This window comes from Microbacterium sp. NPDC078814 (assembly GCF_040702645.1).
Lineage (GTDB): Bacteria > Actinomycetota > Actinomycetes > Actinomycetales > Microbacteriaceae > Microbacterium.
Genome location: NZ_JBFBLT010000020.1, coordinates 1 through 6,856 on the forward strand (window position 1 = coordinate 1; position 6,856 = coordinate 6,856).

The window sequence follows — 6,856 nt, forward strand, 5'->3', positions numbered from 1 at the left end:
AGTACGTGCGCGGCATCACCGGCGGCGGCTTCAGCGTCGACCTGACCGCGGCGGCGAGTGCTCTGGACCGCTCGAAGACGCGCGCGGTGACTTCGGGCTTACACAGCCCGCTGACATCGTGGCAGCGGCCCCTTCCCTTTCGGCCTACCGCTGATCACCAACAGATCGGGAAACCGCGATGACAGGAACTGACGACGGCGTTGCCACGACGCGTTCACCCGAGGTAGCAGTGATCGGGGGCGGGATCGTCGGTCTCTCGACGGCTCACGCGCTGCGGGAGCAGGGCGTGCCGGTGCGCTTGTACGAGGCTGGTGTGCCCGGGACGGGTCAGTCCGCAGGCGAGTCGCGGATCTTCCGGCATGCCCACGACGACCCGCGACTCGTCGCTTTCGCGCGCGAAAGCCGCGGCGTATGGGATGAGTGGTCCGAACACTTCGACGTCGAGCTGGTCTCATCAGACGGTGTCCTGGCGATCGGAGACAGCGCCCTGGCGCGGCTGCGGGTGCTCGACCAGGTCGGCGGCGTGGTAGCGCACGAGATCGATGCGGCCGAGGTCGCCCAGCGGATGCCGCTGCTTGCTGGGTACTCGGGGCCAGCGGTGCTCGACGAGTCGGGCGGCGCGATCCGCACCCGCGCCGCGATCACGGCACTAACGGGTGCCCTCGCAGATGCGGTCACCACCGGTGAGGTCATCTCCATCGATCCCCGCGCCGACGGGACGGTCGAGGTGCGCAGCGTCACCGACCGGGCTGTTTACTCCAAGGTGATCGTGTGCGCCGGCCGCGAAACCGCCCGCCTGGCACGCAGCGTCGGCCTGTCGCTGCCGGTTCGCCTTGCCGCTCACGTCAGGCTGACCTTCGACGTGAAAGCCGCCGCCCCGGAACGAGTCGCGTGCCTGCAGGACAGCAGCGGCGTCTTCGGCGAAGTCGGCGTCTACGCGACGCCGCTACCGGGCAACAGCAGCTATTCGGTCGGACTCAGCGACACCGTCCGCGTCCGCGACGACGGAACTTTCATCGACCCGGCGGCGATTCGATCGCTGGACGAACGCGCACGCGAGTACGTGACACGGGCGCTGCCCGGTCTCCACCCGGAGCCGCGCGACTTCCTTCACTGCTGGGTGACCGATCTCCCGTGGAGTGAGGACGGCGTGGCCGTGTGGGAGGCAGGCTCTGTCCTTTTTGTGGCCGGTCACAATTTGTTCAAGCAGGCACCTGCGCTGGGTCGCGCTCTTGCCCGGGCTGCGACCGGCGGCGGTCTCCGCGCCGAGCTCACGCACGAAGCGCGCCTCGGCGAGGCCCAGAGCTAGGGCATGTCTCCCAATCGCGGGGGTGGCCCGCAACTCTGGACTCGTCGCGATGGGGTCACGTTGGTGGCTGCGTGCAGTGCGGCGGTGAGGTAGCCCGCGGAAGCACCGACACCTTTGTCCGCGACGACGCACCGCGACCTCAAGGACGGTGGGTCGCCACCCCAGCGGCTCGTGCGCGAGTCGACGGATGACCGTGTCCCGAGCAGCGCCCTCGGCGCCGCAGCGTCGGCACCACTCATCAGGGGTCAGGACCCCCGGCAGGCGAGTCAGAGCGAGTCGAGGTCGAATCTTGCGACGTTATCGGCCGCGCGCCCCGGCACTGCAGACCGCTTCGTGCACCAGGCCGGAGCCTAGACAGGCTCGCTCGGAGCCATCCTCGGCCTTGAAGACATCGAACACCATTGCGTAGCCGTCCTCGTTGGTACCCAGGTCCACGCCGCTCGCCGCGGGCGTCGAGTTCGGGGCCGAGGAGCAGGTGTTCTGGTGCTGGGTGTGGGGAAAGGCAGTGGAGAACGTGTATGCGCCCTGCCCTGATTGACGGGGTCATCGTCAGTAAGCTCATGCCATGACCCTCAAGTACATTGGTGGCACGCTGCCGAAGATCGGTGTCTACGCCATCGGGTTCGGCTCGCTCACCCGCCTCCCCTCGGGGAGCTGGGACTTGAACGCCAACACCGTCTCCTCCGTTGACATCGTCGGAACCGGCAAGGAATACAACTACGCCGCAGGAGGCGCCGGGATCGTCGCTGGCAGCATCATCGCCGGGCCCGTCGGAGCCCTGGTTGGCGGACTGGTGCCCAAGGCCTTCAAAGACGACACGGTACAGTTCCGCATCAACTTCCGCGACGGGAACATCGCGCACTTCTCAGGGTCTCCACGCGAGTACAGGAGCGCGCTGAACGCGTCGTTCAAGGGGCACACCGCGGCCCCCACGACGCTAGCTTCGCCAGTTCCCACTCCCGCCCCGGCCGGAGTGGATACTGAAGTCGTCAAGCTCCGCGCCGAAGTAGCCAAGCTCCGATCTGAGCTCGGGCTCGCCACGACCGAGGTGGAGCCCGAGGCCGTGACGGCTCCCGCACCAGCTCGCGCTCCGGTGGACCTTGAGGGTGACCGCCGAGCCGAGGACGTAGAAGCAGTAAGGCGAGGTGTCGGGATGTCGCCGGAGGAGAAGGTCGCGCGTCGCGACTTGCCGAAGCGCACCGACGGCATCGCTACCCGACTCTGGTTCGAAGGCGTCGCCGAACTCGAGTACGTGAAGGCTCCACCTACGGGGGAAGACCGGAAGGCTCGGAAGATCCGAGAGGCTCTGAACGCCGCGCACCGCGCCACCTACAAGAGTGAGCTTTCGGTCGAGAAGAAGAAGATCGAGAGCGTCATCCGTAACCTCAACCTCCCGTTCAAGGAAGGTCTGTTGCTGCTGACCGAAGTGGGCGACGAGTTCCGCAACCGCACGCTCCGCTGACAGCGAGGGCCCTCTCTGCCGCTCCAACGTTAGTGCGCATGCATGCTGACCGTTCGGGACAGCGGAGGCGTGACGTCCGCCACGGGCTCAGCTGCTCCACGACCAGGCGTCGTGTCGGGCAGCCAGTAGCGACTCCTCGAGACGCCCTTCGCAGAGCTGCGTGATGTTGCGGGATGAAGCCGCTTCGGGCAGCGCCACGTTCTACCACTGCGCCCAGGTCCAAGGGTCGTTCGCCCCGGTCTGCAAGACGCTGAGCACGTCCTGCAGGCCTGAGTCGGCCCTGCTAGCTGAGGCTCGCGGGTTAGGAGCTCACATACCAACGGCACATCCTCAGACCGATAAGATCAGGCCGTGCCTCAGGAACGCGCTCGTCCTAGTAGACCGCTGTGTCGATGACGGTGGCGGACTTCTGCACGCACGAGTGGTCGTGGGAGTGCGAAGGTGAATGTGAGCATTGGTGCTGGCACTCGCACGAGTGGGAATGCCTACAGTATGAGTGCGACTGCGAGAGCGTCGAAGGCGCCGTCGATGACTCGTCCGGAGCGGGCGAAGCGGACCTCAGGCTGAGAGACCTGGCAGCTATCGCCGCCATTGGAGGCCTCGCGTACGGCACTGTACGACTATTCCAGAAGCGGCGCGAAGGCAAAGGTGAAGCCGCGGATCAATCTTCCCAAAATGCCGACGCAGACAGCCCTGGGACAGTCGTTGACGCAACGCCGATGATGCCCTCAGCAGGCTGGTACACCGACGGCGCAAGTGTCGGGCTACGTTGGTGGAACGGCGCCGCATGGACGGAGCACCGTCAGTCGGCGCCTACGATTCCTGCAGGGTGGTACGACGACAGGGTCGGTTCCATCCGGTGGTGGGACGGAACGGGCTGGACGGGTCACGTCGCACCTATGCCCTGAGCGGTGCCCAGTGCTACGGCGCCTCCGCATTCCACATACCGGCGTACTCCTCGGCCACGGACTCCCAGGCGACTCGCGCTGCAATGGTCATGTCCGGCAGACGGGAGGAGCCTGTCGCGCGGACAACGAAGTCGTGAGAAATGGGCCGACGCGCGTGGTCTTCCCTTCCTTCCGGATCCAAGAAGCGAATCGCCAGCACATCACCAACTCGTCTCATGACCGTGCGTTGCTCAGCCACCCCATCGAACGCGTCTTCGTAGACCGGGAGGGGATCGTCGTACCCGCCATCGCGGAGGAAACGGAAGCCCCACTCTCGACCTCGCGTCGCCCAGATGTATGAACCCGGCTGAAGCATCACGTCAGGCTCCGAAGGAGAACATCATCTTCCTCCCCCTTATCCAAGTCCATCTGGAACTGCGTCAGCGTCGCAGTGACGAAATTGTGCTTGGCAAGCGCCTGCGCGTTCAGCTCACGGAGCTTGTCGCCGGCCATCTGAGCTGCTTCATCAATGACGTCTGGGCTTAGCATCGCGAGGACGGCACCGAGCTTGCCCTTATTCTGCTTGCCGAGGAGCGCGGCGGCTAGAAGCTTTGACCCGCCGCTGATGATGCTCTGAGCGACCTTGGTCGGAAGCTGCCCGAGCCTCGCCCACTTCGCATGGCGCTCAAGCGGAAGCAATGCGGCCACGGGCAGAACGAGGTCGATCCCGACGCGCTTGTCGACTTCGATCTTGTTCGGCTCGAACTTCGCTGATGACAACAAGAGGAAGTCTTCGGCGACTGACATCGCGCTTGGATTCTGAACGAAGCCAGCGAGCACCTTACGCAGCTCGTCGAGGTCGTCGGCGGCGTTCAGGTCGAGCAGGTCTCGGAACTTGAAAACGTCCATGTGAGGAAGCAGGTCCGCCTTCGACAGCGCCACGATCCAGATGCGCGGGAACTGCGCAAGTGGCGTCCCCTCCTCGAGCAGATCGTCCTTGAGCGCGAGGAGTCCGTTGGCGTAGTTGCTGAAGAGTGACTTCAAGTAGCGTTCTTCGTCGCCTGCATGATCCAGTAGGCGCTGACCATCGACGAGCAGCAACGCAACGTCTGACCCGAGGAGTGAGCGAAACGTGTCGACGCGGCGCCGTGCCTCTTCGCCACTCGCACCCTGCTCGAACCAATCACCGGGGTAGTCGTGCCAGACAAGTCGCAACGCGTGGAACGGTTGCGCCTTGGACGCCTTCTGGTTTGGCGGATCCTTCAACTTGATCGAGAAGGCGTATGACGTCGCCGCAAAGCGGGTGAGGTCGGGGGCTCTGGCTTCGTCTCGCATACCGAGATAGTTGCGGTTCAGTCGGGCGCCTTGACCGATGTCCTCGGCCACGACGCGATAGAGGCTTTGCTTCAAGAACGATGCTTCCTGCGCCGCGCCATAGAAGGACGACACCAGCACGGTCTTGCCGCTTCCGCTTTCCCCGAACACGGCGATGTGCTGTTCAAGCGCAGATTTCTTCTCTTGCATGGGTCCCAACGTAGAGCACGTCTATGACAACCGGCCGACAGTGCCGCAACGGCGCGGGAATCCGTTGTCTCTCGGACGCCTAAGGCCTCTGCCGACGAACTTCGCCAGGGCCGGCGCCGTCGCCCGCCTGGCCAGAGCGGACGCTGTCGCGCCCCGCAAGCGGCTGATCATCGATTTGCTCATACGCCGACTGCATCTCTGCGGTCACGTCGTTGCCGAGCGCGCGCACCTGGGTGAGGCTGGGCTGGCGGCCCGCGACGTGCGCGACGAACCGCACGCGCTCCTCGATCAGGGCCGCTTCGACTTCAATGGCCTCAACGATGTCGAACTCGGCACCGAAAACGAGGAACACTGCGGTGTCGTAGTCCGCGCTCCGGAACGGGCTAAAGCGCGCGCCGGGCCCGGCTGCGCGGTTGGCCATCGCCTTCACCTGGATGCGCCAGCCAGCGGCGGTGGTGATGTCGTGCGACTTGGTCGAGTTGGGTTCCAGTACTCCGCCACGGGCCAGCCAGACAACGTGCTCTGCGATATCGCCCAACGGCTTGTTGTTCGTCCGTACCAGGTCGCGCCGCCGAAGTTCATGCACGACCCTCGCCTCTAGCTGTAGCAGGTGCCGAACCGGCAGGAGAGTGATGTCAGGCAGGGTGGTCATCCGCCCAGTCTCTCGTACCGGCGGCAGCGCTGACGCTGCTTCAGCGAACGCTGCGGTACCGAGGCGCCCGCTCCCGTTCTGCCAGGATGAGCATATGGTCACGCTGGACGATGTCGCGCGCGGGCTGGCGACAGATATCGACCCCGATGATGCCGAGCCGGAATACCTGGCGTTGTATTCAGCGGAGGCCCCACCGCTCGATGGCATCTTCGCGGTCCTACACGAGAGGCTCAACGGCCACTTCCGGTTCATGAACACGAAGATGACCATTGGGCGTCACTTCAACGCGGGCGACAGTCGTGACCTCATGGACCTGATCCAGCAGATCAGCGACATGAGGAAATCGCTCAAGCGTGCCGGTGTGACCTTCGAGGTGCGCGAGGACTACAGAAAGCTCATCGAAGAGTGCAAATCGTTCCTGGTCTACTCGGGAGGAAGTCCGATCCCGGACTCAGTCGAACGAATAGAGATCGAGCGCTACGAGGCCGTGATGTTCACCTCAGCGCCAGCTCCACAACGCAGGAGCGATGCCCCGCCGGTCCTCACACTCGTCGGGGAAGGTTCCTTCGCGCTGGTACACAAGTACGACGACGCACTGTACAACGAAACGTTCGCGGTGAAGCGAGCCAAGGCCAACATCTCCGAGCGAGACCTCGCTCGCTTCCGAGCAGAATTCGAACTGCTGCGGTCAATCCGTTTCCCCTACATCGTCGAGGCCTATGACTACGATCCGAACCGCAACTCATTCACCATGGAGTACTGCGATGAGACCTTGGGCGAGTACATACGTAAGGGGAATTCCACTATCACCTGGCCAACACGCAAGCGTGTGACCCTCCAGTTCCTGTACGGGCTCAACTACCTCCACCTCCGCGGCACGCTCCATCGGGACATCAGCCGCAACAACATCCTCATCAAGAAGTACGACATCCCTGTGCGTCAGGATGGGGTGAGACACCAGCACTGCTGACCTTCGCACTGCACGGGGCGAGAACGGACCAATACTGAGATGACGATGACGG

Annotated in this window: 7 protein-coding genes; 5 read left to right on the top strand and 2 right to left on the bottom strand. The window is 64.3% G+C overall.

The window, feature by feature from the left end; all coding sequences use genetic code 11:
- The 4 genes from AB0300_RS18430 to AB0300_RS18445 all read left to right on the top strand — a co-directional run.
- Window positions 1–182: hypothetical protein (locus tag AB0300_RS18430; protein ID WP_366216639.1), on the top strand; the 182-nt coding region annotated here is incomplete at its 5' end.
- A gap of 47 nt (window positions 183–229) precedes the next feature.
- Entirely contained in the window at window positions 230–1,309 is a 1,080-nt protein-coding gene (locus AB0300_RS18435; protein WP_366216640.1) for an FAD-dependent oxidoreductase, read from the top strand.
- A gap of 565 nt (window positions 1,310–1,874) precedes the next feature.
- A complete protein-coding gene (locus AB0300_RS18440; RefSeq protein ID WP_105950083.1) occupies window positions 1,875–2,771 on the top strand; it encodes a hypothetical protein in 897 nt (298 codons plus the stop codon).
- 722 nt (window positions 2,772–3,493) lie between these two features.
- Entirely contained in the window at window positions 3,494–3,679 is a 186-nt protein-coding gene (locus tag AB0300_RS18445; RefSeq protein ID WP_105950811.1) for a DUF2510 domain-containing protein, read from the top strand.
- A 354-nt stretch (window positions 3,680–4,033) separates the two neighbouring features.
- Here AB0300_RS18445 and AB0300_RS18450 read toward each other — a convergent pair whose 3' ends face one another.
- Window positions 4,034–5,182 carry an ATP/GTP-binding protein gene (locus AB0300_RS18450; protein ID WP_126892906.1) on the bottom strand — a complete coding sequence of 383 codons (1,149 nt, stop codon included), beginning with the start codon at window positions 5,180–5,182 and terminating at the stop codon, window positions 4,034–4,036.
- 79 nt (window positions 5,183–5,261) lie between these two features.
- Window positions 5,262–5,834 (bottom strand): hypothetical protein, encoded by a 573-nt coding sequence (locus AB0300_RS18455; protein ID WP_199787649.1) that lies wholly within the window; start codon window positions 5,832–5,834, stop codon window positions 5,262–5,264.
- Between the two features lie 94 nt (window positions 5,835–5,928).
- Between AB0300_RS18455 and AB0300_RS18460 the strand changes: the two genes are divergently transcribed.
- Window positions 5,929–6,804: a protein kinase family protein gene (locus AB0300_RS18460; protein ID WP_366216641.1), complete on the top strand. Its 876-nt coding sequence runs from the start codon at window positions 5,929–5,931 to the stop codon at window positions 6,802–6,804.
- Window positions 6,805–6,856: the final 52 nt, after the last annotated feature.

What these genes read in the sequence shown, in the direction of transcription:
- AB0300_RS18455 (WP_199787649.1), bottom strand. Translation starts at nt 5,834, where the DNA reads ATGACCACCCTGCCTGACATCACTCTCCTGCCGGTTCGGCACCTGCTA.
- AB0300_RS18440 (WP_105950083.1), top strand. Translation starts at nt 1,875, where the DNA reads ATGACCCTCAAGTACATTGGTGGCACGCTGCCGAAGATCGGTGTCTAC.
- AB0300_RS18445 (WP_105950811.1), top strand. Translation starts at nt 3,494, where the DNA reads ATGCCCTCAGCAGGCTGGTACACCGACGGCGCAAGTGTCGGGCTACGT.
- AB0300_RS18460 (WP_366216641.1), top strand. Translation starts at nt 5,929, where the DNA reads ATGGTCACGCTGGACGATGTCGCGCGCGGGCTGGCGACAGATATCGAC.
- AB0300_RS18450 (WP_126892906.1), bottom strand. Translation starts at nt 5,182, where the DNA reads ATGCAAGAGAAGAAATCTGCGCTTGAACAGCACATCGCCGTGTTCGGG.